Consider the following 23556-nt stretch of genomic DNA (forward strand, 5'->3'; position numbering starts at 1 on the left):
TTTTGAAAAAACGGCAAATTATCTCTTATTTTTTCTAAAACGAGAATAAATTTAGAAATTTCTTCGCGCGATCGCTCTTTGGGTTGGTAAAAAATTCCTCTGGTTCGCTGATCTCCACGATCGCTCCAGCGTCCATAAATACGATCTTGTTTGCAACCGCTCTTGCAAAGCTCATTTCATGGGTGACTATTAGCATCGTCATGCCATCTTTGGCTAAATTTAGTATCACATCAAGCACTTCTCTAACGATCTCTGGATCAAGCGCAGCCGTAACCTCGTCAAATAGCATAATTTCAGGGTTTAAACAAAGGCTTCTTACTATTGCTATACGCTGCTTTTGACCGCCACTTAACTCCTTTGGGTAGGCAAATTTCTTATCAAGTAGTCCAACTTTGTTTAACCACATATCAGCGGTTTTTTCAGCCTCGACCCTATCTCTTTTTTGCACCTTCAAAGGTCCAAGAAGGACGTTGTCTATGACGTTCATATGATCAAATAGCTCATAACTTTGAAAGACCATGCCGACTTTTTGGCGGATCCTTTGCCAATCATTAAATTTAGCATCAATTACTTCGCCATCGATTATTATCTCACCGCTTGCGATACTCTCAAGGCCGTTTATGCACCTAAGAGTTGTGCTTTTGCCACAGCCTGATGGGCCAAGAAGCACGACCACTTCACCGCTTTTTACCTCTAAATTTATATCCTTTAAGGCGTGAAGCTCTCCATAAAATTTATTTATTTTTTTAAGTTCCAAGATGTTTTCGCTCATTTTAACTCCATTTTTCTTCTAGTTTTTTTGATAGTTTTGAGACTGGATAACAGATCACAAAATATAAAAAGAATATGAGCGTGTATATCCAAAATGGCGCCATAGGATTTGTAAATACATTTCGCTCGATGATCTGCTGACCGACCTTGACTACCTCTACAACGCCAATTAGCACGACTATAGAGGTCGTTTTTATCATACGGCTTAGTAAATTTACAGCCCCAGGCACTAGCCTTCTCGTGGCTAGTGGGATGATGACGTGAGAGTAAATTTGAAATTTACTAAGCCCAAGTGAGGCGGCTGATTCAAATTGATGTTTTGGTATTGATGTTATTGCGCCACGCACGATGTCCATCATCTCAAAAATTCCCCACAAGCTAAAGACGATGAGTGAGGCTGTAAATGCTGAAATGTGAATATCAAACGCCTTGCTGACACCAAAATAAAATAAAAATAGCCAAACGATCTGAGGCATTATACGGACGATTTCTAGGCAAATTTTTAAAATAAAATAGATAAATTTATTTTTCATGCTCATAAGTACGCCAAACACTAAACCACCGATTATAGAGATAAAAATAGAGATAAATGAAATTTCTGTGCTAACGACTAGACCTTCAAAGAGCCTTAGTAAATTTTGCGTGTCAAATAAAATACTAACTCCTTGCATTTCTCACCCTTTTTTCGACATAGCTAAGCACCAGCGAGACTGGCAAAATGATGATGAGATAGCTAATAACCAGCATAAAAAGCGCTTCGTCTGTTTTGTAATAAAGCCCAATGAGATCCTTTGCGACGTAAACTAGATCAGCAAGAGCTACGATACTAACGATGCTTGTTTCTTTTAGTAAAAAGATAATATTTGCACTAATGCTTGGCACCGCTACGCTAAATGCTTGAGGCAAGATAACATATCTTAACAGCTGATTTTTACTAAGTGCGATGCTAAGACCTGCTTCTATTTGCGACTTTCTAACCGCCTCAAAACCAAGTCTAAAACTCTCACTCATGTAACTACCGCCAAGAAAGCTAAGACCAGCGACCGCACAGGCAAAGCCGCTCATCGACACTCCAAGCTTTGGCAAGCCATAATATAAAAAGAAAAGCTGTATAAGAAGCGGCGTATTTCTTGAGAGCTCGACGTAGCAGTCAATCACTTTTGATAGAAATTTTAGCTTGTAAAATTTCATAGCCATACAAAAAATACCGATCAAAATAGAAAAAATGATCCCTAAAAAGGCAATCTCACAGGTAAGCACTCCGGCCTTAACATAAAGCGGATAAAATTTCTCAATAAACTCAAAATCCATAAAACTTTAATCCAATCTGAAAAATGGAGTTATTTTATCTTATAATCATAAATTTAAAACTAATTAGATATGATCTTGCTTTAAATTTAAGCTTGCAAAAAGGATAAAATTTGATCGATCTTTTTCAGATCATCGGCTTTTTAGGGATGATTTGCATCGTGATGGGCTACTTTTTACTTCAGATCGGCCGCCTAAATAGCCGCGATCTAGCCTATCAGATAATAAATTTAGTAGGTGCGGTGCTACTTATCATCTCGCTTTTTGTGCACTTTAACCTTGGCTCATTTTTGATAGAGGTTTTTTGGATATTCATTACGATTTATGGAATTTATAAAATTTATAAGGAGAGAGCGTGAGAGCTTACGCAGAGTGGGAAGAGCAGGAGCTTTTGTTTTTATCGCTGCCACATAGTAAGAGCGACTGGGAACCTTATTTAGAGGAGATTTTGGCGAGCTATGAGGAGCTAGTGGCTGCTATTACGCCCTTTGAAAAGGTGGTGCTCATTTGCCCTGATGAGGCAAATTTTGATAGATTTAAGAAATTTAAAAATGTAGAGTTTGTTAAGCTTGATACTGACGATACTTGGATCAGAGACTACGGCATGATCGACGTTTGCGATGGCTCTGGCGTAAAGAGCTATGACTTTAAATTTAACGCTTGGGGTGGTAAATTTAAGAGCTCAAAAGATGATGCAATAAATTTGGAGCTAGCTAAAATTTACAAGACCAAGCTTGAGCCAGTTGATATGATACTAGAGGGTGGAAGTGTCGAGTTTAATGGAGATGGCGTGCTTTTAACCACCTCAAAATGCTTGCTAAATGAAAATAGAAACAAAGCACTTAGCAAAGAGCAGATCGAAGAAAAACTAAAAAATTTATTTGGCTTAAAACGTATCATCTGGCTTGAAAATGGCTTTATAAGAGGCGATGACACAGATAGTCACATCGACACTTTAGCGCGCTTTATCACGCCTGATACTATCGCTTACGCAGCTTGCGATGACAAGAGTGATGAACACTTTGATGAGCTAAAAAGGATGGAGGATGAGCTTAAAAAAACTGGCTTTAAGCTGCTTGCTCTGCCGCTTCCTAAGCCTAAATTTTATGATGGCAAAAGGCTTGGCTGCACCTATGCAAACTTTATCTTTATAAATGGTGCGCTAATCGTGCCAACATATAACGACGAAAACGATGAAAAGGTGCTAAATTTACTAGCCCGTGCGCTTCCAGATAGAAAGATCATCGGTGTAAATTCGTTAGTTTCTGTCCGTCAAAATGGCTCGCTTCACTGCTCAAGCCAAAATAGATACAAAAGGTCTTAGTCTTGTCAAGTCCGTTTGATTATGAGTTTAACCGTATAAATAAGCAGGAGTGCACGCAGGGCGAAAATAAGGCTGTTATCGCAGCTGGAGCTTGCGCTTTTTTACTCGCACTTGTGAAATTTACAGCGGGGCTTTTTAGTGGTTCGGTCGCTGTGCTTGGCTCGGCGATTGACTCGATGCTTGATTTTATTGTCTCGCTTTTAAATTTATTTGCGCTTAGAAAGTCAAGAAAGCAAGCTGATGAGAGATTTAACTTTGGCTATACAAAGCTAGAGGCGTTAGCAGCGCTATTTGAGTGCGTCATCATCGTCGTGGCTGCTGGATATATATTTTATGAGAGCGTTAAGAAATTTAGCGAGCCAAATTTAGAGATAGACCTTGGCTTGAGCCTTGGTGTGATGGTATTTTCGGTAGTTGTGACGCTATGCTTGGTGTTATTTTTAAACCAAATTTCTAAAAAAAGTGGCAATCTTATCATAAAAGCAGACGCGCTACACTATAAGATTGATCTTTTTAGTAACCTTGCAGTCATCATCTCACTACTTATCATTAAATTTAGCGGATTTGTTATGATAGATGCGATCTTTGGTATCGTTATAAGCGGCTACATCGCTCAAAGTGCGATAAATTTAGGTAAAGACGCCTTTGGTATCTTGCTAGATCACGCAGCAAGCCCTGAGGTCACAGATGAGATCATCAAGATGATAAAGGCAAAGCAGAGAATTTCAGACTTTCACTATCTAAACACAAGACAGAGCGCAAATACCATATTTTTAACGCTGCATTTAGTTTTTGACAAAGATATCTCACTTTACGATGCGCACGAGGTGGCCGACTCACTTGAAGCCGAGATAAGGGAGAAATTTAGGGAATTTTCGTGGCAGATAACCACGCATTTAGACCCATACAACGACAAAGAAGGAAAAAGAGATGAAAGTAGCACTACTTCAACAAGAATTTAAAGGCACAAAAGAGGCAACCATCGCAAAGACTCTTGAGCTAATCGCTGAGGCAAAAAAGGGAGGCGCTGATCTAGTCGTCTGCCAAGAGCTGCACCAGACGCAGTACTTTTGCCAAAGCGAGGATACAAATTTCTTTGATCATGCAAATGAGTGGCAAGAAGATGTTGCTTTTTGGGGCAAGGTAGCAAAAGAAAATGGCGTAGTTTTAGTCACTTCTCTCTTTGAAAAGAGGGCTGACGGACTTTATCACAACACCGCTTTTGTCTTTGAGCGTGATGGAAGTGTCGCTGGCAAATACCGAAAAATGCACATCCCTGATGACCCTGGATTTTACGAGAAATTTTACTTCACGCCTGGCGATATCGGCTTTGAGCCTATTGAAACTAGCCTTGGTAAGCTTGGCGTTTTGGTCTGCTGGGATCAGTGGTATCCAGAGGCAGCAAGGCTAATGGCGCTAAAAGGGGCAAAAATTCTCATCTATCCAACGGCCATTGGCTGGTTTGAGGGCGATATCGAGGATGAAAAATCAAGACAGCTTGAAGCGTGGGTGGCAGTGCAAAGAGGCCACAGCGTGGCAAATGGCCTGCCAGTGGTCGCAGTAAATCGCGTGGGTTTTGAAAAAGATGATAGTGGCGTGATGGATGGGATTAAGTTTTGGGGAAATAGTTTTGTTTTTGGGCCACAAGGCGAGCAGCTTTTCCGCGCAGATAGCCATAGTGAGCAGTGCAAGATCGTTGAGATAGACATGAAAAGAAGCGAAGAAGTACGTAGAATTTGGCCATTTTTAAGAGACCGCAGGATAGATGCCTACGCAAATATCACAAAGAGATTTATCGACTAAATTTAGAGCTAGAATTTCTAGCTCTTTTAAAATGTAAATTTCTTATCCACTATGCGGACTATCCTGCCGCCAAGCCTTTTTGCCTGCTCTTCGTTGTGTGTGGTGATGATGATCGTATATCTTTGCGACAAGCTTTTTAAAAGCTCCTCTATAATCAAGACATTTTTCATATCAAGCGACGAGCAAGGCTCATCAAGCATGAGCACTTCAGGCTTTGTAGTTAGCATCCTTGCGATGCAAAGTCTTTGCTTTTGACCTCCGGAAAGTTTGCTAGCTGGCATATCTAGGTTACTTATCTCATCTAGCAAATTTACGCTTTTAAGCAGCTCCTCTACTCTTTTTTGTTTGTCTTTTATGCTGCCTTCATAAAATTCCATTGCATAGGTCAAATTTCTTTCTACACTAAAAGGAAAGAGGGTGGAGTCTTGAAAGAGTATGGCTAGCTTTCGTCTTAGCCAAATTTCGCCCTTATCTTTGATATTTTCGCCTTTAAATAGGATCTCTCCGCTATATCTGCCGCCTTTTTGCTCTAAAAAGCCATTTAGCGCTGAAAGAAATGTCGATTTACCACATCCTGAGCTACCCATTAGGCAGATGATCTCGTTTTCGGCGACGCTTAAATTTAGATCTTTTAAAATTTCATTCTCTTGGTAAAAGATACTAAGATCTTTTATGTTTAAAATATCTGGCAATTTTCTCTCCTATATCAAATAAAACTACGGCTGAAAGCAGGTGCAAAATGATCAGTATAAAAATGAGCACAAGTGCCGTGGCGTAGGCATTTTGTGTTGCGACTGACTGGCTTAGTAGCATGTGCAGGTGAAAAGGCAGTGCCATAACTGGCGAGAGCAGGCCTTCTGCCTTTGCCATGAAAACGACTCCAGTTAAAAGTAGCGGCGCGGTGGCTCCTATGGCGTAGCTACCAGCAAGTATTAAAATAGATATTATATTTTTCCTAATAGTTGGCAAAACTAGCTTTCTAGCCATGAAATTTTTATCAACACCAAGCGCGAAGCTATCTCTTAATATCTTTTCATCGATCTGCGAGATCACCTTTTCAACGCTTACTTCAACAAATGGAAAGACCATCAAAGCAAGCGTAATGCTAGCTGTTAGCAGGCTTTTAGGGATATCAAGACTAACGATAAAAAGCCCATAAACAAACATCCCAAGCAATATAGAGGGTATGGAGGCCATCGTTTGGATGATAAATTTAAGCCCAAGTTTGATTGTGCTAGAAGTGCAGTAAATTTGCCTATAAATGGCGCAGCTAACGCCAAGAAGCGCTGAAAATATCATCGAGAGTATCATTAGCAAAAATGAGCCTATGATAGCGTCTCTTATGCCACCACTCTCACCTAAATTTAAACCTTGCGGGTTTTTAGTTAGAAAGTCTAAATTTATCTGAGAGATGCCATTTGCAAATATAAAATAAAATATCCAAAATATCACTGCAATAACGATAAAAACGCAAAGATAAGCGTAAAATTTGACTAGATGATCTTTAAAAGCGTTCATTGTTTTTCTCAAATTTAAATATAAAAATATTTAGCATAAAGATAAAAACAAGCAGGATAAATCCACTTGCAATAAGAGCGTGATAGTGCAGACTGCCAGCTTCACTCATGCCCATTTCAAGGGCTATTAGAGATGGTATGGTCTGAGCTTTTGAGAGTAGGTGCGGAAAAAGCGGTGTGTTGCCTATGACCATCATCACAGCCATCGTCTCTCCAGCAGCCCTTGAAAATGCGAGTATAAAGCCTGAAATACTAGCTTTTATAGATTTTCTTAAAATTATTTTTCTTATAAAATATCCAGTGCTTACGCCAAGCGCGTCTGAGTTTGTTTTGAAATTTTGCTTTAGCAGATCAACACTTTGGAGCAAGTGCGAAGTAAAAAGGGGCAGTATCATGACGCTAAGTATGAGGCTAGCCGCCAAAACTGACTCGCCAGCGGACATTTTTAGCCCTGACTCTAAAATTTTTACAACTGTGTAAAGTGCGAAAAATCCATATATGATAGAGGGTATGCCAGCTAGTATCCGTATCATCCAGTCTAGCACATGCCTAAGCCATGCGCTCGCAAAAAAGCAGATAAAAATAGTAACGCCAAGTGAGATAAAAAATGAAAATATGCAAGCTAAAAACGCAACTGCAAAATTTGCGACTAGGATATTAAATAGTCCAAAGCTAAAAGGCTCTGCGCTAACGTCCCAGTCGCCATTTAGTAAGAAGTCAAAAATGCTTACTTTTGCAAAAAAACTCGTGGAATTTAGCAGTAAAAATCCCACGAGTAAAAGCAAAAGCATGGCGGATAAAAGTGTAAAAAGATATATCGCGCCTTTAAAAATTTGCCCTGTCATTAGACTATTTTACTGGTATAAATCCCATTTTTTCGATAGTCTTTTGACCTTCGGCTGAATTTAGCACGTCAACAAAAATTTGCTCGCTCTTGCTTAGATCGCCACTTTTTACGATGATGAGCGGACGAGAGATGTAGTATTTGCCATCAACTATGTTTTTAACGGTTGGCTCCACACCGTCAACGTTTAGCGGTATTAGCTTGCCTTTGTTTTGGTTTGTGATACCAAAAGATGCGTAGCCAATAGCATTTTTATTTTCGATGATTTTTGAGACAAGTGCGCCCATGGAAGGTGATTGGATGACGTTTTTACTAACTTTGACATCTTTCATGATCTTTTTTTGAAATACCTCGTGAGCACCGCCACCAAGATCTCTTGTAACTACGACTATTTCGTCATTTGGTAGGGACTTGTCAAGGTCGCTCCACTTTTTGTACTCGCCTGAGAAAATTTTGATGATCTCATCTTTGTTTAAATTTCCGCCTTTTAGCTTTATCACCTCATTTTCTGGGTTTACAGCCACACAAAGTGCGTCTATGCCAAGTGTATAGGCTTTCATATCTTTGATCTTTGCTTTTTCACTATCTTTTATGTCGCGAGCTAGCATGCCAAAGTCAGCGACATGATCAAGCACGGCTTTTACACCAGCGCCAGAGCCACCAGCTGAGACAAAGATGGTGATATTTTTGTTTGGCAAAGAGCTATCAACTTTGTCCCAAGTCTCGTATTTTTCAATAAAGTCGGTTGAAATTTTAGCAATGACTGGGGCCAGAGTAGATGAGCCACTAAAGCTAACTTGCGTTTTTTCGTCCGCACCAGAAGCGAAATTTAGAGATAAAAGCAGCATTGAAGCGGCCAACATAAGTGATTTTTTCATGAATTCCTCCATAAATAAATTTTTGATTGTTATTAACATTTATAAAAGCTATTGATTAGTTGTAAATTTGCAACAGTTTTTCTAAAACTTAGAACTGCGGTGGATTATACAATAAAAAATGATATTTAAATAGCCGGTTTATCAAATTTATTTTGGCTGATAAAGAAATATAAATTTAATCTTAAGAAAATATTTTTTTAAGTCTTGATTGTGTAGAATGGTTGCAACTTTACTAAAACGGCATGAAAATATCATATTAAATAAGGCAAAAAGCTAAATTTATAGAATAAAATAGCCTTAAATTTCTTGAAAGGATCTTAGATGAAAACTACTTCTTTGGCACTTGCTGGCTTGCTTTTAGCAACAACTCTTTCGGCAAAAGAATTTATCAGTATCGGTACTGGCGGCATGACAGGTACTTATTATCCGATAGGTGGAGCGATTTGCCGTTTAGCAAACAAAAATACTAATGTAAAATGCTCAGTCCAATCAACTGGCGGCTCAGTCTATAACGTGAATAACGTCCTCAAAAAAGAGCTTACATTTGGCTTCGTTCAAAGTGACGTTGTCTATGATAAATTTAACGGCACTGGCAAATTTGACGGAGCAAAAGATGAAAATTTACGCTCAGTAGTTGCTATCTATCCAGAACTTCTTGCATTTGTTGTAGCAAAAGATAGCGGTCTTACAAGTGATCTTGCTTCATTTGCAGGTAAAAAATATAACGTCGGAAACCCAGGCAGTGGCAACGAAGTGAGCACGCTTGAAGTCTTTAAAGCAAAAGGCTTTGACGTTTCAAAACTAGGCTACCGTGGCGTTTTAACAGTTGGTGAATGCCCACACGCACTAAAAGATAAAAAGATAGACGGATATAGCTTTGTCGTCGGTCACCCAACTGCAAATATTACTGATGCTGCGACATCTTTGCCGATCGATATCCTAAATATCGAAGGTAGCGAGATTGATAATCTTCTTAAAGAGAAGCCATACTTTGCAAAAGGTGTGATCCCAAAAGGCTCATATGACGGCGTTGATCACGATGTAAATACTATCGGTGTAAAAGCTGTTTTGGTAACTAATAAAGATACAAAAGATGAGGCTGTAAAAGCTGTGATAAAAGCTATTTTAGACAACTTTGATGAGTACAAAACTCTTCACCCAGCGCTAAAATCAGTAAACAAAGAAGATCTTGTTCAAGGTCTTTCAGCTCCGCTTCACCCAGCTGCAGAGGCTGCATTTAAAGAGGCTGGTATCTTAAAATAATCCATTTCCAGGGGCTTTTGCCTCTGGATAAAATTTAAATATACAAATTCTTGTAAATTTATATATTTAAATTTTAAAGGAGAGAGATGAACGAAGTCAAAGACAACGAAGAACAATTTGTCGAAGTAAAAACAAGGGAGATAAATAGCAATTTTTACAACTATTTCATTGCGATCGTATGCTTTTCTTGGTCAGTTTTTCAGCTTTATATAGCTTATTTTCCACTAAATACCAACATTTCGCGCTCGATACACTTAGCCTTTGCGGTTGGTCTTGTATTTTTGCTTTATCCAGTCACTTTTCATAAAAAAGCACATTCTAGTTTGCCTTTTTACGATCTAGTCTTTTGTGTGGTAGGCGTTGTTGCTGTGCTTTATCCGGCGGTTTATTTTTATGAACTAGCTGATAGGACAGGGGACTACATCACGCAAGATATCGTCATATCGTTTTTAGCGATCATTGTCTTGCTTGAGGCTGGCAGGCGCGTAATGGGGCCAGCACTTCCAATTATTTGTATATTATTTTTGATATATGATCACTTTGGCCCTTATATGCCAGACATCATTGCTCATCAAGGTGCCAGCTTTGAAAAGATCGCAGGTCATATGTTTTTGACAACTGAGGGCATCTTTGGTGTGCCTATCGGAGTTAGCGTTAGTTTTATCTATCTCTTTGTACTTTTTGGCTCGTTGCTTGAGAGGGCAGGAGCTGGGCAATATTTCATAAATTTAGCTTTCTCTCTTCTTGGCAAATATAGAGGCGGTCCAGCTAAGGCTTCAGTCATCGCAAGTGGCCTAACAGGCATGGTTTCAGGCAGCTCCACAGCAAATGTTGTAACAGTTGGCACATTTACCATACCACTTATGAAAAAAGCCGGTCTTTCACGCACAAAAGCTGGAGCCATCGAGGTTGCAGCTGGTGTAAATGGTCAGCTTATGCCTCCGATCATGGGCGCAGCTGCCTTTATCATCGCTGAGTTTTTAGGCATGACATATACAAATGTCATGATGGCGGCGGTAATTCCGGCTTTTGCTTGCTATTTGTCACTATTTTTTATCGTTCATTTAGAGAGTGTGAAGCTTGGCTTAAAAGGTATAAATCAAAGCGAATTTCACTCAAGATTTAAAATTTTTGTGAGCGGACTTCACTATATAACTCCGATTTTGATTTTGCTTTATACACTATTAATCGCAAAAGAGTCAGCCATTGCTGCAGCATTTAATGCGATTGGATTTTTATTTTTAATAATGATCTTTCAAGAGCCAGTTAAAAAACTAGCAAGTGGCGAAAAAGTTGGAATAAATGATGTGTTAATAGGCTTTGAAGATATATTTTGGGCGATGGTTGCAGCCGCAAAAAGTATGACAACGATCGCTATAGCAACCGCACTTGCAGGTATTATCGTGGGCTCTATCTCTTTAACTGGCCTTGGCCAAGTACTTTCAGATTTAGTTGAGTTACTTGCTGGTGATAATATAGTTATGATATTGCTTCTTACTGCGATGATGTCACTTATACTAGGAATGGGCCTTCCAACGACGGCAAACTACATCGTAGTTTCAAGCCTTGTGGCACCTGTTATTTTATTTTTAGCGCACAAAAATGGCTTTTTGATCCCAGCCATTGCTGTGCATCTTTTTGTCTTTTACTTTGGAATTTTAGCTGATGATACGCCACCAGTTGGTATCGCAGCTTATGCAGCAGCTGGTATCGCCAAAGCAAATCCTATAACAGTTGGTGTTCAAGGATTCTTTTATGATCTAAGAACGGCGATCTTGCCATTTGCCTTTTTCTTTAACAATAAACTTATGCTAATAGAAAGCGTAAATGAGGGCGACCCGCTTGATTCAAAAGGAATAGTCTGGATGAGCAATCCACTTGAAATTTTACTTGTCTTTGGTATGGCGATCGTGGGAATGTTTGCATTTTCAAGCTTACTTCAAGGTTACTATGTCACAAAGCTTAGAATTTGGGAACGTATTCTTTTGATTCCAGTTGTGCCACTAGCTCTTGTGCCAAATATATGTGTGAAATTTAATCTTATACCAAACGAATACACTGCTTATATCGTAGCTGCTGTACTTTATGGATTTGTTTTTATGACTCAATGGGGCATTAAAGACAAACCACTTGATCAAATAAAAATAATCTAATCTTAGGCAAGAATGCTCTTGCCTAAATTTCTAATATAAATTTTTTAGACTACCTTTATACTTTGAGTAATTTCTATTTAAAATAAGTGTTTTTTTAGGATTTTTTTGTTTAAGGATATTGGTGTAATAAATTAAATTAAGAAATTTTTAGGCTCGTAAGCCTAAAAATTATAGTTGTTTTGAGCGTCTTAGATCGCCTGCAAATTCGCAAGACATCTTATCGCCTAATTCGCAGCCTTTTACTAAAAATTCATAAGCTTTTTTAAATTCTTTAGCTTCTATCAAGATAGAACCTACCATCTCGCAAGAATATCCATCATTCTTCTCACAAGCTTTATTAAAAAGCTCTCTTGCTTTTTGTGGCTCAGTATTTAGATAAAGTCCACCAGCTGCCGAGCAACCTTCAACCTCACCAGCTTCGCAAGCTTTGTTATAGTACTCCAAGGCCTTGCTTGGATTAGGTAGGGCTGTTTTTCCTAGTTGGTAAATCGCTCCAACTTTTACGCAAGATTTTACGTCATTTGCCAAACATCCTGCTTCAAATTTAGCCAAAGCTTCTTTAAAATTTGAACCAGCATACGCTTTTAAGCCATCTTCAAAATTGCCTGCGAAAGCACAAGCAGCTAAAAGCGAAACAAGAATCATTTTTTTCATTTAAATTTCCTTTTGTAAAATTTCTCGCAATTTTATCATATTAAATTTACACTTACTTGATGAAAAATAATTACGCTTTTAAAATTTGCTCTTGCTTTCTATAATCAGGTATGATTTTTTCTATAAAATCGTAAAAGCTTTTTTGATGATGCGGATAGAGTAGGTGTGTTAGCTCGTGAAGAACGACGTAGCGCACGGCTGAGAGTGGCTTTTCTATGAGTCTTAGGCTTAAGTTTATGTAGCCTTTTTTGTGATTGCAGCTGCCCCAGCGAGTTTTGCTATTTCGTATGACGATGCGCTTGATTGGTTTGTTTATAAAAGGCTGAAAATGGCTCACAAGCTCTAAAAATAGCTCTTTTGCTCTTGTTTTTTTAAAACACTCAAGGCTTTTTAAATTTGGAGTAAAGACAATCTCGCCATCAAAAAATGGCTCTTTAAAATTTTCATCAAATTTTATCTTATAAATTTGTCCAAGAAATTTCATCTCATCATCTTTTGGTAAATTCAAAAGAGCTTTTTTGTATGTATTTTCAAGCCAAATTCTGTGCATCTCAAGAAAGCTAAGAGCCATCTTTTGTGTGCTGTAAAATGGCATAGATAGCGTGATCTTAGCATCCTTGCCAACTCTTAGACGCATGGATTTTACATTTGTTTTAAAATTTATTAAAACGCTTAGCCCATAAAAGTCTAAATTTATGCTCTTTTGCTTTAAACTAGGCGTTTTTCTTGCCATTTTTTGCTTCTCCAACGCCACGTATTTGCAAGGCCTCTTAGCCACTCATCAGCACAAAATCCTATCCAAACGCCGACAATTCCCCAGCCAAGATAGATGCCTAAAAAATATCCAAGTGGCAGTGAAAGCCCCCACATGAAGATAAGGCCAGTCGCAAGAGGAAATTTTGCATCACCGCTTGCACGAAGGGCATTTACGATGACGATATTAAAGGTTCTGCCAGCTTCAAGAAATATCGAAAGTGTAAAAAGTGGCAGCATGATCGCACGTAAATTTTCGTTTAAATTTAGTGCGTCCATGATTTGATGCTTTAGCGCATAAGCTATAAGCACGACTACAAGCGTTATAAAAACTCCAAGTCTTAGCGCCCTAAATGTCCTTGTATAAGCCTCGTTAAACTCGCTTGCTCCAACTAAATGTCCTACAATGACCTCGTTTGCCACGCTGATACTCGCTCCACAAAGCAAAATAAGAAGCGTGATCTGAAAGTAAATGGTCTGCACGCTAAGACTAGCCTCGCCCATGCTTGCCACAAAGCCAAAAGCGACCATGTATTGCGCCATCCAGAGTAAATTTTCGCCTGCGCTTGGAAGGCCGATTGAGAGGATTTTCTTTAAAATTTCAAATGGCACGACAAGTAGCTTTTTAAAGTAAATTTTAACTTTCGCCTTTTGACTTAGCATATAAGCTAGCACAAAAATGCCTACCAGTCTGCCAACAAGTGTCGAGAGAGCGACTCCTTGTAAGCCTAAATTTGGCAGATTAAACCAGCCAAAAAGGGAGATAGCATTGCCTAAAATCGTAATTACGTTCATTAAAACCGAGGTTAGCATTACAGCAGTTGCTAGGTTATAAACACGAAGTACTGCAGCTAGTACCATACCGATGCCGTCAAAAAGTAGGGCAAAGCCAAGGATGTGAAGATATGAGAAGCTATCATTTATAAGCTCTTTTGGCACGTTTAGTAAATTTAAGATGTTGTAGCCAAAGACGTAGATAATGATAGCTGAGAAGATACCAAAGAGTGTATTTGACGTGATACTTGCGTGTATGACGTTTGATGCAAGATCGTTCTTTTTAGCTCCCAGTGCTTGGGCGACGACGACTGAACAGCCAATGCTTAGAAAGTTAAAAATGGTCATAAAAAGATCCATCACTTGATTGCCAGCACCCATGGCACCAACTAGATGCACACTCACTTTTGTCACCATGTAGGTGTTGATGATGAGCGTAATGAAGTGTAAAAACATATCCAAAAATATCGGAACTACGAGTTTTCTCATAGATAAGTTCATTAAATTTTCCTTAATTATTTTAAAATTTTGGCGATTATAGCCAAAATTAGGTTTTAGCTCCCTTTTGATATAATCGCGAGAAATTTAAAATTTGAGAGAAAAATGGCATTAATCGACCTGATAGACGTAAGTAAAAAATTTGGCGCAAATGAGATTTTAAACGCTGTAAATTTTAGTGTAAATGAAAATGAAAAAATAGCGATCATCGGTAAAAATGGCAGCGGTAAAAGCACGCTTATGAAGATCATCTCTGGCGAGATGGCAGCTGATAGTGGCAGACGCATAGTGCAGAGTTTAATAAGCGTCGATATGCTGGCACAAACTCCAAATTTTAACGCAACTTTTACCGTAAGGCAGGCACTAAATAACGAGCTAAAAGAGATATTTGACGCGATAAGCGAGTACGAAAAAAGTGGCATTTTGTTAGCAAATGATCCTGAAAACAAAGAAATTTTAAAAGAGCAAGAGAGACTTTTAAAGTTTATAGAGGCAAAAGATGGCTGGAATATCGAGCATAAGATCGAGCGAATTTTGCAAGAATTTAAGCTAAAAGAGTATGAAAATAGACCCATTTGCTCGCTAAGTGGCGGCGAGATCAGACGCGTGGCACTGGGTGCGCTCATCCTTAAAAAGCCAGATGTGCTGCTACTTGATGAGCCGACAAACCACCTTGATGTTTACATGGTCAAATTTCTTGAAGATATGCTAAAGAGCTCAAATCAAAGTATAGTTTTCATAAGCCACGATAGATATTTTATCGATGCGCTGGCAACCAGTTGCGTTGAGGTCGAGGATGCGGGCTTAAAAAATTTCGAAGGCGGATATGCAAACTATCTAACCAAAAAAGAGGAAATTTTAGCAAGCCTTGCAAAGTCGCATGAGACGCTGCTAAAACAGCTAAAGGCTGAAGAGGAGTGGCTAAGAAGAGGCGTAAAAGCTAGGCTAAAGCGAAACGAGGGCAGAAAAGAGCGGGTGCTCGCTATGCGTGAAGAGGCTAAGAAAAATCCAGGTGTGATAAGGCGTGTGAGACTTGAGCTAGAGCGTGCGAGTAAAAATTTCAACCAAACGCAGAGCCAAAACCGCAAAAAAATGCTCTTTGAGTTTAAAAATTTAAGCAAAAGTATAGACGGCAAGGTGCTTTTTGAAAAATTTGACGCAAGGGTCTTGCAGGGCGAGAGGATTGCCATAGTGGGGCGAAATGGTAGCGGCAAAAGCACGCTACTTAAAATTTTGCTAGGACTTGAAAAGCCAAGTAGTGGTGAGATAAAAAGAGGCGAGGTAAGTATTGGCTACTTTGATCAAGCTAGAAATGTCCTTGATGATGATAAGAGTCTAATAGAGACATTTTGCCCAAATGGCGGTGATCACGTGTTAGTTCGTGGTCGAAATATGCACGTATATGGTTATCTTAAAAATTTTCTCTTCCCAAAGGAATTTTTAGATAAAAAGATAGGCGTTTTAAGTGGCGGCGAGAAAAACCGCGTCGCACTTGCACTACTTTTTACTAAAACTTACGATGTGCTGGTACTTGACGAGCCGACAAATGACCTTGATATCGCAACTATCAATATCTTAGAAGACTACTTGCAAAGCTTTGAGGGTGCGATCTTACTAGTAAGTCACGATAGATATTTTGTCGATAAGATGGCAAACAAGCTTTGGGCATTTGAGGGCACAAAGATAAATGTCTTGCATGAAGAGTATAGCGTCTATTTGGAGCTTGAAGATGAGCTAAAAGAGCTTGATAAATTTGAAAAAGAGCTTGCAAATAAACAAAACGAAGCTAAACAAAAGAGCAAAACCGGCATAAAGCTAAGCTACAAACAAACGCAAATTTTAAATACATATCCAGATAAAATTTCGGCCCTTGAAGCAAAAATTTCTGAGCTAAATGAAGGTTTAAGCGATCCAAAAATTTATCAAGAAGTAGGCCTTACTAAGCTTTATGAAGAGCTTGAAAAGGCAAAAGCCCAGCTTGAAAGCCTAGAAAATGAGTATTTTGAAGTTTTAGAGATCGCTGAGGAGCTAGAGTAGCTTGAAAAAGATCGGTAGGATAAGCGCGCTAAATACGAGAGTTGTTAGACAAAATTTAGCCACAAGCATGAGCCTTTTGATAGGTAAAGAGAGATTTAGTGGGGTGTTTTCACCAGAGATAGAAAAATATGAAGTAGGCGATCTAGTCCAGATAAAATATAAAAGAGTTGGGTTTTTAAATAAGATAGATAGCATTAGGCTAATCGCGACAAATAGAGAAAATTCGGACTTATATGAAAGGTTGAAAAATTTATTTTATATGATTATGTTTTTTTGCTTTTCTCTTTTTTTGTTGATGGTGATTTATTATGGGGTTTTGAAGAAATTTAGTATTATTGGAGCTATTTTGGCATTATATGTTGTTTGGCTATTAAATACAGTAGTTAGAGTAGTATATTATCAGTTTTTGATTTTTAGATATTTTATATTTGGATAGGTGTTTTGAAATTTAAATACATGAAAGGTTTGCGGCATGATGAGGTCGCTAAATTTGTTTGAAACGGAGCTAAAATGTTAAAAAAACATCCGCTAATCTCTGTAGTGATCGCCATTGTTGTGATATTTTTTGCTACCTACTTTTTTATCTTTGGGTTAGTTTCTGTTTTAGATGACGACATTGGCGATAGTAAAGAGTTAAATAATAGCTTTTTTTACGTCAAAGATGACAAGGTCTATGCCATGGTACCAAGCGGCGGTAAATTTGAGCTAATAGGCGTGAGGGCCAGCAAATTTAGATACATCGACACTGGCAAATACGACAACAGAAACGTTGGCGCTAGCGATGAGGCGGTATATTGCGGTAACCTCGTGATGAGCGGGCTTGATTCAAATGGCGTTAGAGTGCTTGGTAATGGCTACTTTGGCGATGGCAATGTAACATATTTTTGCGATAGCGTAAGCGAGACAAACTTCGAAATATCCGCACTTAAAGAGTTTTGGGACATCCTCTCACATAAAATGTTTAAAACCCCAAAAGTGCAAACTCATATCTATAAATTTAGAGAGGTTGATAACGTAAATTTAGCAGCGATCTTGGGCTTTGGCTACGCAAGTGACGGAGTAAAGGTCTATCATGAGGGCAAAGAGCTAGATGGCGCAAATGCCAGCAAAATGCGTTATATCGAGCAGGTATCTGGCAGAAAGAGCGTGCATTTTACGACTGATGGGGAAAATGTCTATTATGACAGCACAAAACTAGGGATCAAATTTAGCCCGCAAATGCGTGATATCGGCGAGATATGGCGCATTCACTATCTTTATGAGCCAAATTCTGGCATGGTCTATGCAAACAACCATGAATTTGACCCCAAATTTGCCCCATACGAGCCGCTTTTTGACCTAAAAGATGAGCACGCCTATCACGCTCTTTTTCGCGGTAAAGGCGGTATCTATCACTGGGAGCGAAAGTGGCAGTGGTATAACAGCATAGACGATGGCGAGTTTGTAAGGGACGGCGATGATCCGTTTAAAGGCGAGATAACGCCGCTATATGGCGACGTGATGATAAGTGATGGCAAGACATATTTTTTAAAAACCTATGAAATTTGGCACAACACAAAAAATGACCACAGCCTAAGCTCACGCCACACTTGCATCGTAAGGCTTGATACAAAAGAGCAGTGGCGAAAGATAGGCCTTGTAAGAAATGATGGCTACGGAGCGGTCTATGCAAACGGCGATAAGACCTATTATTTTGATAACGTCGGCTACGGCTGGCATTTTAACAGCAGCGTTTATGATATAAACGACCTTGGCGTGGTTGAAATTCTCACTCGTCCTTATGGCCCAAATGTTGAGAATTTAAAACTAGATGAGATAGTAAAAATGGTAGATCAAGGCGCTATGGTGCCAGCTGAGGGCGAGGTGGTGATCGATGCGATAAGCGACTTTGATGATTACTCGCAAAAATATGCTTACTGGATATTTTTAGCCATTGCATTTATAGTCTCGGTGGTTGGCGCTATTTTTAAAAACAAAAAGCAAAAAAGTGGGCTTAAAAAAAGGGCGGATGATTATAGATAATGAGAAAAATTACTATTAGGTTTGTTTATTTTTTAGTCATCTTGACGCTATTTTTTGTTTTGGCGATGCTTTATCTATGGCATGAGGGCGAGTATCAAAGAAGCTTTGCAAACATTGATAATAGCGAGTTTTACCGCTCGCCAGATGGTAAAATTTACGTTCAAATTTCAGGCAGTGGCAAGTACGAACTAAAAGGCGTCGATGAGGCTAGTTTTAGGGTCTTAAAGCTAAAACACGCATACGACTACTCAAACGTGGCGGCTGATAAAAATCATGTCTATTGCGCTAGAGAAATTTTGCCAGGACTTGATCCAAAAAGTGCCAAAGTGCTTGGTAATGGCTATATAAGTGATGGCAAGATAAGCTATTATTGCGCTACTAGAAGCGAGAAAGAGCCAGGATTTAGCGAATTTAGTGCCATTATGAAAAGTGTCGCTCACGCCTTTATAAAAAGCTACGATGAAAGCTCTTATTTTTACAGGACAAAGCGAGTTGAAAGCACAAATTTAGAGCCTATCTTTGACGCTGGCTTTGCAAGAGACGGAGCTACGCTTTACTACAAGGGCGAAAAGCTTGACGCAGATCCTAGCGAGCTAAGATACATCACGACAGAAAATGGTGCTGCTAGCGGATATTACACAGATAGCAAAAGCTTGTTTATGGGCTTTTATAGGCTTGATGCAAGCTACTCAGATGAGACGCGCCGGATATGCTATGACCCAAAACACGACATAGAATATCTTTTTGAGCCAAAAAGTGGGGCGGTGTTTGCAAATGAGCATAAATTTAGCGCTCAAAATATGCCTTATAGCGCCATTTATAGCGTGGATAATGTGCATTCGTTTTGGCCTCTTTTTGCCAGCAAAGATGGAATTTACTTTTGGGATGGCAGTAAAAATGAGCAGGCTAAAATTTCAGACTACCAGCTAAAAGGCGAGCTAAAAAGGCTATATGCTGACGTTTTTGTAGATGATAGCTCAGCATATTTTTTACAACAAGGCGAAGAGTGGCAGCGCTCAAAGCACGGCAGACACTTGGTGGCGCAAACCGTCTCTTTATATAAATTTGCCCCAAGCTCATCTTGGCGTGAGATAGGACTGGTAAAAGATGGAGAGTATGGCGCGGTCTATGCAAACGGCGATAAGGTCTATTTTTTTAGCAGTATAAAGCCATTTTATGGCATTAGACATAGCGTTTATGAGGTGGCAGATCTTAGCGTCATAGAAATTTTAACAAGGCTGTCTAAAGAGCTTAGCGCAAAAGATATCAGCGATATGATAAAACGCGGCGAGCTAGTGGAGGCAAGCGGCGAAGAGGTCGCAAGGTCGAGGATAGAGTTTGACTCGCCAAAGATTATCTTGTATATCACATTTGGCATCGCTTTTTTCGTCATAGTGCTAACAACTCTTGCAAAACCAAAGAGAGATGAAAGAGACTTGAGATAAATTTCAAAGTGGCTATTTTTGGTGGCTGAAGCTTAAAATTTCATAAAAAATTTAAAGATAAAATTTGACCTATTTACTCTTTTTTGTTAGTTTGAAAAGAAGCTGACATTACAAAAAGGAGGAAAAATGATCAAATTTCAAAGATCAAAATTTAACAATTCAGTATTTATCCCATCGCTTGTTGTTATAGTTTTAATAACAGCATTTGCAGCGATATTTCCAAATTTCTCAAATGAATTTTTTAAGGGTATGCAAGATTATATCTCGGCAAAATTTGGCTGGTTTTACATCCTAGCCGTAGCCGTCATACTTCTTAGCGTCATCATCCTTGGCTTTAGCAAGCTTGGCGAGATCAAGCTAGGAGCCGATCACGTAAAGCCAGAGCACAAAAATATCTCGTGGTTTTCTATGCTTTTTGCCGCTGGCATGGGCATAGGTCTAGTATTTTTTGGTGTGGCTGAGCCGCTTATGCACTATCTAAACCCACCAGTTGGTGACCCGCAAAGCGTCGCTGCAGCAAAGCTTGCGATGAATATCACATTCTTTCACTGGGGCATGGGCGCATGGTCGGTCTATGCTATCGTGGCGCTAATACTTGCTTTTTTCTCGTATAGACACGGCTTGCCACTCACGCTTAGATCGGCGTTTTATCCGATCATCGGCGATAAAATTTACGGCAAGATCGGCAATGCTATCGATACATTTGCCGTTGTGGCGACGCTTTTTGGCGTGGCGACCTCGCTGGGATATGGCGTACTTCAGGTAAATGCGGGTCTTACGCACGTTTTTGGGCTGCCCACCATGCACATCACGCTTTTAATAGTGCTTTGCCTAGCTGCAACCATCTCAGCGGCAAGTGGCGTGGATAAGGGCATCAAAATCTTATCAAACGCAAACATCGCGCTAGCTATATGTTTTATGTTTTTGATACTATTTTTGGGCGATACGACGCAGCTTTTAAAGTCATTTGTGCAAAACAGCGGCGACTACGTCTCTACGCTCATTTCAAACACATTTAACCTCTACGCCTACGAGAAGCAAAATGATAGCTGGCTTGGCGGCTGGACGCTGCTATACTGGTCTTGGTGGCTCTCTTGGTCGCCGTTTGTGGGGCTTTTTATCGCTAAAATTTCAAAAGGCAGAACGATAAGAGAATTTGTCATAGGCGTGCTTTTAGTGCCAACTGGCTTTACTTTTGCTTGGATGAGCTTCTTTGGTAACTCAGCGATCTCGCTCGTGCAAAATGGCTTTAGCCAGCTAGCAACCACGGTAAATTCTGACTCAGCCTCAGCGCTATTTATGTTTTTAGAGAAATTTAGCTTCTCAGGCGTGCTAAGCGTGATCGCAGTCTTTATGATCGTCATATTTTTCGTAACTTCTGCTGACTCTGCAGCGATCGTTATGAACATGCTTTGTTCAAACGGCAAAGACGATACGCCAGTTTGGCAAAAGGTCTTTTGGGGCGTTGCAGTGGGCATCGTAGCGGCATTTTTGATGCTAGCTGGCGGACTTGCCTCGCTTCAAGCGCTTACTATCACCACAGCACTGCCATTTGCGATCGTGCTACTTGGCGCTATTTACGGGCTATTTAAGGCGCTACGTGTGGATCTAACCAAAAAAGAGACAAATAACTTTAGCAACATGCCTCTTAGCGATCTTTCAAAGCCATGGCAAGAGCGCCTAAGTGCGATCATCACGCTTCCAGGCAAGAAAGATGGCAAGAAATTTTTAAACGAAGTCGTGCTAAAAGCTTTTAACGAGCTAAAAGATGAATTTGCCAAAAACGGCCTTGAGGCAAATGTAACAAAAGCTGAAAATTTTGTAAATTTAAATGTCGGGCTTGGCGACGAGATGGACTTTAGATACGGCATATATCTCACCAAAAGCCAGAGCCCGGACTACACTAGAGAGCTTGAGGGCGACGATCTTTATTACAGAGCCGAGGTATATCTAAAAGAGGGCGGTCAAGACTACGACGTGCTTGGCTGGAGCGAGGCCACGCTGATAAACGACGTCATCGAGCAATACCGCAAACATATGCAGTTCTTGCATGTCGTTAGAAGGTAGACTTGACTGAAATTTGCCTGGAATTTGAAAATTTCTAGGCAAATTCTAAATTTTACTCACTCGTTATCGTTTGTTACTGAATTTAAAATCGTGATTTGCTTATAAATTTTAAAATTTAATTGAGTTTTATACACGTGGTGTGAAGCAAGACATAAGTGTCCTTATTTTTTAGAGAAAACAAATTAGAAAATTTAACTTTATTAGTTTGTATTTTTGCTTGTAGCTATGAGATAAATTTGAAATAAAAAAATGCTATTTTTTATTGCGTATCGTTCAAATTCCAGAGCCAAAATGCATTTTCTATAAAATTTAAACTTTGATAGATGTTTTGCTGTATCGTCGTTGTAAAAATTTACAAAATCTCAAGTCTGGTGCTGATATCAGCAACGCCTTTTGAATACATCGCTGACGTTACTATCGCATCAGCATTTGCGTAATCTTTTGCATTTGATAAATTTATACCACCAGCTGCTAGGATAATGGTATTTGGTGAAATCTCATCTCTTAAAGAGAGTACATTTTCGATGAGCTCTGGACTAAATTTATCGCATTGCACAACGTCGCACTTTGCTTTTAAAAGCTTGCTTACTTCGTCTAAATTTTCAGCTTCAACGCATACTTTTCGCTCAGCCATTTTTGCTTTAAACTCTGGCAAATGCGATAAAAATTTATCAAAGCTACCGTAGGCTTTCATGTGGTTTTTAAAAAATAAAATACTATCGCTAAGCCCAAGCCTATGGATGCCACCGCCACCTTCAAGTACTGCTTTTACGCAAAATTTCTTAGCAAATGGAAAGCTCTTTCTGGTTGCTAAAATTTCACATTTTTTATTGACGCACTTTGTGGCATTTACCATTTTGTTTGTATAAGTTGCGATGGCGCTAGCATATTCTAGTGCGACTTGAGCTAGCTTCCAAGCTTTATGCACATCTTCGTAGCTGCCATAAATTTTTATGATCACATCGCCAGCCTTGCAAATTTGAGAATTTTGCAGAAAAATTTCACTCTCACACCCAAGTAGCCTTGCAACACTTGCGGCCACATCAACGCAGCTAACACAAATTTCATCGCGTGAATAAATTTCAAGTGAGGCTTTTTTATCGATATTTTGAAGCGACGTAGTAAGATCAAAGTAAGGTATATCTTCGTTTATATAGCTTAGAATTTCTGCGTCGCTAAGTATCATTTTATGCCTTTTTTGCCTCATTTTTTGCTTTTATTATCATTTTTTTAAAGATTCCATTGTCATAAAGCCCAGCATGATAAAGAGCAAAGCAAGTAAATGCAATGCCTGAAACTGTGTGTAATTTTTTCATACCTCTGCCATTCATGCAAAGTGCCGTTAAGCAAACTGTCGCTAAAGTAACGCCCATACCGACCTTTGCTACCTTTCTGTGAGTATTTATGTCAAGTAGTTTGCCACTTATTTTTGTATCGTTTTTCAA

The 23556-nt window shown here is 39.3% G+C and carries 23 protein-coding genes; 11 read left to right on the forward strand and 12 right to left on the reverse strand.

The window, feature by feature from the left end:
- Positions 1–34: 34 nt before the first annotated feature.
- From F3G66_RS03395 to F3G66_RS03405, 3 genes are read right to left on the reverse strand one after another with little or no spacing between them, the layout of a single operon-like run.
- The gene (locus tag F3G66_RS03395) at positions 35–772 is read right to left on the reverse strand and encodes an amino acid ABC transporter ATP-binding protein (protein ID WP_149707152.1); all 738 of its coding nucleotides are present in this window, start codon (positions 770–772) and stop codon (positions 35–37) included.
- Between the two features lies 1 nt (position 773).
- On the reverse strand, positions 774–1442 hold the full coding sequence (locus F3G66_RS03400; RefSeq protein ID WP_103600410.1) for an amino acid ABC transporter permease: 669 nt from the start codon (positions 1440–1442) through the stop codon (positions 774–776).
- Positions 1429–2082: an amino acid ABC transporter permease gene (locus tag F3G66_RS03405; protein WP_087586623.1), complete on the reverse strand. Its 654-nt coding sequence runs from the start codon at positions 2080–2082 to the stop codon at positions 1429–1431. The genes F3G66_RS03400 and F3G66_RS03405 overlap by 14 nt, the downstream gene beginning before the upstream one ends.
- Before the next feature lie 110 nt (positions 2083–2192).
- Between F3G66_RS03405 and F3G66_RS03410 the strand changes: the two genes are divergently transcribed.
- From F3G66_RS03410 to F3G66_RS03425, 4 genes are read left to right on the forward strand one after another with little or no spacing between them, the layout of a single operon-like run.
- Positions 2193–2438, forward strand: a complete 246-nt coding sequence (locus F3G66_RS03410) for a CBU_0592 family membrane protein (RefSeq protein ID WP_087579327.1) — start codon at positions 2193–2195, stop codon at positions 2436–2438.
- On the forward strand, positions 2435–3403 hold the full coding sequence (locus tag F3G66_RS03415) for an agmatine deiminase family protein (RefSeq protein ID WP_149707153.1): 969 nt from the start codon (positions 2435–2437) through the stop codon (positions 3401–3403). Before F3G66_RS03410 ends, F3G66_RS03415 begins: the two co-directional genes overlap by 4 nt.
- Before the next feature lie 2 nt (positions 3404–3405).
- On the forward strand, positions 3406–4365 hold the full coding sequence (locus tag F3G66_RS03420) for a cation diffusion facilitator family transporter (RefSeq protein ID WP_149707154.1): 960 nt from the start codon (positions 3406–3408) through the stop codon (positions 4363–4365).
- Positions 4334–5206 (forward strand): carbon-nitrogen hydrolase, encoded by an 873-nt coding sequence (locus F3G66_RS03425; RefSeq protein ID WP_149707155.1) that lies wholly within the window; start codon positions 4334–4336, stop codon positions 5204–5206. Before F3G66_RS03420 ends, F3G66_RS03425 begins: the two co-directional genes overlap by 32 nt.
- A 26-nt stretch (positions 5207–5232) precedes the next feature.
- Here the strand turns inward: F3G66_RS03425 and F3G66_RS03430 are convergent, their stop codons facing one another.
- From F3G66_RS03430 to F3G66_RS03445, 4 genes are read right to left on the reverse strand one after another with little or no spacing between them, the layout of a single operon-like run.
- The gene (locus tag F3G66_RS03430) at positions 5233–5898 is read right to left on the reverse strand and encodes a phosphate ABC transporter ATP-binding protein (RefSeq protein ID WP_149707156.1); all 666 of its coding nucleotides are present in this window, start codon (positions 5896–5898) and stop codon (positions 5233–5235) included.
- Positions 5867–6724 (reverse strand): PstA family ABC transporter permease, encoded by an 858-nt coding sequence (locus tag F3G66_RS03435; protein ID WP_149707157.1) that lies wholly within the window; start codon positions 6722–6724, stop codon positions 5867–5869. Before F3G66_RS03435 ends, F3G66_RS03430 begins: the two co-directional genes overlap by 32 nt.
- Positions 6711–7568 carry a phosphate ABC transporter permease subunit PstC gene (pstC, locus tag F3G66_RS03440; protein ID WP_149707158.1) on the reverse strand — a complete coding sequence of 286 codons (858 nt, stop codon included), beginning with the start codon at positions 7566–7568 and terminating at the stop codon, positions 6711–6713. Before pstC ends, F3G66_RS03435 begins: the two co-directional genes overlap by 14 nt.
- Before the next feature lie 4 nt (positions 7569–7572).
- The gene (locus tag F3G66_RS03445) at positions 7573–8445 is read right to left on the reverse strand and encodes a phosphate ABC transporter substrate-binding protein (protein WP_054196805.1); all 873 of its coding nucleotides are present in this window, start codon (positions 8443–8445) and stop codon (positions 7573–7575) included.
- Positions 8446–8766: 321 nt separating this feature from the next.
- Here F3G66_RS03445 and F3G66_RS03450 point away from each other — a divergent pair, with 321 nt between their 5' ends.
- The gene (locus tag F3G66_RS03450; RefSeq protein WP_072594373.1) at positions 8767–9708 is read left to right on the forward strand and encodes a TAXI family TRAP transporter solute-binding subunit; all 942 of its coding nucleotides are present in this window, start codon (positions 8767–8769) and stop codon (positions 9706–9708) included.
- An 86-nt stretch (positions 9709–9794) separates the two neighbouring features.
- Positions 9795–11861 (forward strand): TRAP transporter permease, encoded by a 2067-nt coding sequence (locus F3G66_RS03455; RefSeq protein ID WP_107812341.1) that lies wholly within the window; start codon positions 9795–9797, stop codon positions 11859–11861.
- 168 nt (positions 11862–12029) lie between these two features.
- On the opposite strand, the gene F3G66_RS03460 is transcribed toward F3G66_RS03455, so the two are convergent.
- The 3 genes from F3G66_RS03460 to F3G66_RS03470 form a co-directional block, all read right to left on the reverse strand.
- Entirely contained in the window at positions 12030–12515 is a 486-nt protein-coding gene (locus tag F3G66_RS03460; protein ID WP_149707159.1) for a tetratricopeptide repeat protein, read from the reverse strand.
- Between the two features lie 70 nt (positions 12516–12585).
- Entirely contained in the window at positions 12586–13248 is a 663-nt protein-coding gene (locus F3G66_RS03465; RefSeq protein WP_188115824.1) for a M48 family metallopeptidase, read from the reverse strand.
- Complete coding sequence (locus F3G66_RS03470; protein ID WP_149707160.1) at positions 13224–14543, reverse strand: MATE family efflux transporter; 1320 nt, start codon at positions 14541–14543, stop codon at positions 13224–13226. The genes F3G66_RS03465 and F3G66_RS03470 overlap by 25 nt, the downstream gene beginning before the upstream one ends.
- Positions 14544–14645: 102 nt before the next feature.
- Between F3G66_RS03470 and abc-f the strand changes: the two genes are divergently transcribed.
- The 5 genes from abc-f to F3G66_RS03495 all read left to right on the forward strand — a co-directional run bounded on the left by abc-f (position 14646) and on the right by F3G66_RS03495 (position 22111).
- Positions 14646–16577 (forward strand): ribosomal protection-like ABC-F family protein, encoded by a 1932-nt coding sequence (gene abc-f, locus F3G66_RS03475; protein ID WP_149707161.1) that lies wholly within the window; start codon positions 14646–14648, stop codon positions 16575–16577.
- Between the two features lies 1 nt (position 16578).
- Positions 16579–17013, forward strand: a complete 435-nt coding sequence (locus F3G66_RS03480) for a hypothetical protein (protein ID WP_149707162.1) — start codon at positions 16579–16581, stop codon at positions 17011–17013.
- A gap of 74 nt (positions 17014–17087) precedes the next feature.
- Complete coding sequence (locus F3G66_RS03485) at positions 17088–18599, forward strand: DKNYY domain-containing protein (protein WP_149707163.1); 1512 nt, start codon at positions 17088–17090, stop codon at positions 18597–18599.
- Positions 18599–20044 carry a DKNYY domain-containing protein gene (locus F3G66_RS03490; protein WP_149707164.1) on the forward strand — a complete coding sequence of 482 codons (1446 nt, stop codon included), beginning with the start codon at positions 18599–18601 and terminating at the stop codon, positions 20042–20044. The genes F3G66_RS03485 and F3G66_RS03490 overlap by 1 nt, the downstream gene beginning before the upstream one ends.
- A 126-nt stretch (positions 20045–20170) precedes the next feature.
- A complete protein-coding gene (locus F3G66_RS03495; RefSeq protein ID WP_149707165.1) occupies positions 20171–22111 on the forward strand; it encodes a BCCT family transporter in 1941 nt (646 codons plus the stop codon).
- Positions 22112–22463: 352 nt separating this feature from the next.
- On the opposite strand, the gene modD is transcribed toward F3G66_RS03495, so the two are convergent.
- Positions 22464–23297, reverse strand: coding sequence for a ModD protein (gene modD / locus F3G66_RS03500; protein ID WP_149707166.1), 834 nt, complete (start codon positions 23295–23297; stop codon positions 22464–22466).
- Position 23298: 1 nt separating this feature from the next.
- A complete protein-coding gene (locus tag F3G66_RS03505; RefSeq protein WP_103625175.1) occupies positions 23299–23556 on the reverse strand; it encodes a helicase in 258 nt (85 codons plus the stop codon).

The organism is Campylobacter concisus, assembly GCF_902460665.1.
GTDB lineage: Bacteria > Campylobacterota > Campylobacteria > Campylobacterales > Campylobacteraceae > Campylobacter_A > Campylobacter_A concisus_AL.